This window comes from Pseudonocardia sp. McavD-2-B (assembly GCF_024124365.1).
Taxonomy (GTDB): Bacteria; Actinomycetota; Actinomycetes; order Mycobacteriales; family Pseudonocardiaceae; genus Pseudonocardia; species Pseudonocardia alni.
Genome location: NZ_JAMXSG010000503.1, coordinates 1 through 1,603, shown reverse-complemented (window position 1 = coordinate 1,603; position 1,603 = coordinate 1). Strand labels below are relative to the sequence as shown.

The 1,603-nt window shown below is 78.6% G+C and carries 1 protein-coding gene and 1 pseudogene; one reads left to right on the top strand and one right to left on the bottom strand.

Features of this window, described 5'->3' with window-relative positions; translation table 11 throughout:
- Positions 1 to 268 (top strand): annotated as a pseudogene (locus NH602_RS30675) (hypothetical protein); the annotation flags it as partial.
- Positions 269 to 289: 21 nt separating this feature from the next.
- Here the strand turns inward: NH602_RS30675 and NH602_RS30670 are convergent.
- Positions 290 to 1,543: a hypothetical protein gene (locus NH602_RS30670; RefSeq protein WP_253069666.1), complete on the bottom strand. Its 1,254-nt coding sequence runs from the start codon at positions 1,541 to 1,543 to the stop codon at positions 290 to 292.
- Positions 1,544 to 1,603: the final 60 nt, after the last annotated feature.

The following is a 1,603-nucleotide window of genomic DNA, read 5'->3' as shown; positions in this document are numbered from 1 at the left end:
GGCCCGGCTGGTGCGCGGCCTGGCCGGCGTGCTCGCCGGCGGGCTGGTCGTGCTCGCCCTCGGGCTGGTCGCCGTGGAGTGGGCGGCCGGGAACAGCGGGGTCCCCGGTCCCGGCTCCGGCGCGATCGTCGCGCACGTCGGGGCGGCGGTCGTCGCCGTCGTCGGCCAGGTCGTCGCGGACCGGCGGCGGGACCGCACCGGGTTGCTCGCCGCGCTCGGGGTGGTCGTGACGGCGTCGCTGGTGCTCGGGTTCGGCTGGTTCCTGTAGCCGCGCGGAGCCGACGCCGGCTCAGCCGGCGGGCCCCAGCACGACGAGTTCGTCGCCGCGCAGCTCGACCAGCAGGGTGCCCTGGGTGGCGAGCAGGACCGGCGCGGTGACCGGGCCGCGGTCCACCGGCAGGGTCCGGGCGACGACACCCGTGGCCGGGTCGACGTCGGCGATCCCGCCGGGGACGGGCACGAGCAGCCGGTCGCCGTAGCGGGTCCCGGGGCCCAGCGTGCCGGGCAGGCTCCAGCGCGGCTGGAGGCTGCGGGTCTCCAGCGCGACCGTCGCGCCGCCGGTCCACCAGTAGCGGTGCCGGTCGTCGGCCGTGGTGCGGGCGACGCCGTCGGCGGGGGCGGCGACCGTCGCGCCCGCGTCGACCGGGAACTCGCCGATGCTGCGCCCGGACCGGTCGTAGAGGGCCAGGCGGGGTGCGCCCGGGAGCAGGACGGCGACGCGCTCGGACGACGCGGCGACCACCTGGGCGCCGTCGGTACCGGTGACCGACGACGAGTCGAACGCGGGCCGGTCACCCTCGGTCCCGCTGGGGCGCAGCACCGTCAGCCGCTCGGACGGCTCGCCGGGGCAGCGCTCCAGGATCGCGGCGCGGTCCTCGGCGGCGGCGAAGGAGCGGAACGTGCAGCCCGACCGCGGCTGCGAGTCGGGCTCCTCCAGCGCGCGCACCGTGCCGTACTCGGCGGTGCGGACCAGGTCGGAGCGGAAGGTCTCGACGTAGTCCTGGCCGGTCGCGACCACCGGGTCCTGGCCGATCAGCCGGGTGCCGGGCCGGGCGTCGAGGGTCCGGGCCGGTCCACGGGCCCCGGAGTCGGGCTGGAGCGTGGACAGCTCGGAGCAGTACTCGTCGTTGCGGTAGAGCGCGAGCACGCGGCCGTCGGCGAACCCGGTGGTGCACAGCGGCAGGTCACGGGAGTAGCTCCAGCGCTCGGCGCCCGTGCGGGCGTCGTGCCCGGAGACCCGCGCCCCCGCGGCGACGACGACGCCGTCCCCGACCGCCAGCGGCAACGGGGTGTCCGGGCTGGCCGCCCGCCACAGCTCGCCGAACCCGGCCGGGACCGGGCCGACCGGCGGCGGTGGGGTGGGCGCGGTCGCTGCCGTCACCGACTCGGTGTGTGCGGCCGGGCTCTGCACGGCGTAGAGCACCGCGACCCCGGCCAGCAGCAGCACGAGCACCGCGGCGACCAGTCGGTCGCCGCGGTGTCGTCGTTCGGCGGGGACGCCCGGGAGCGGGAGCCGGTCCCGCAGGGGTCGGCCGCGCAGCACGCGTGGTGTCAGCTGGCGGCCGCGTCGGTCCCGTCGGCGGACTCGCCGCCGCCGGGTCCG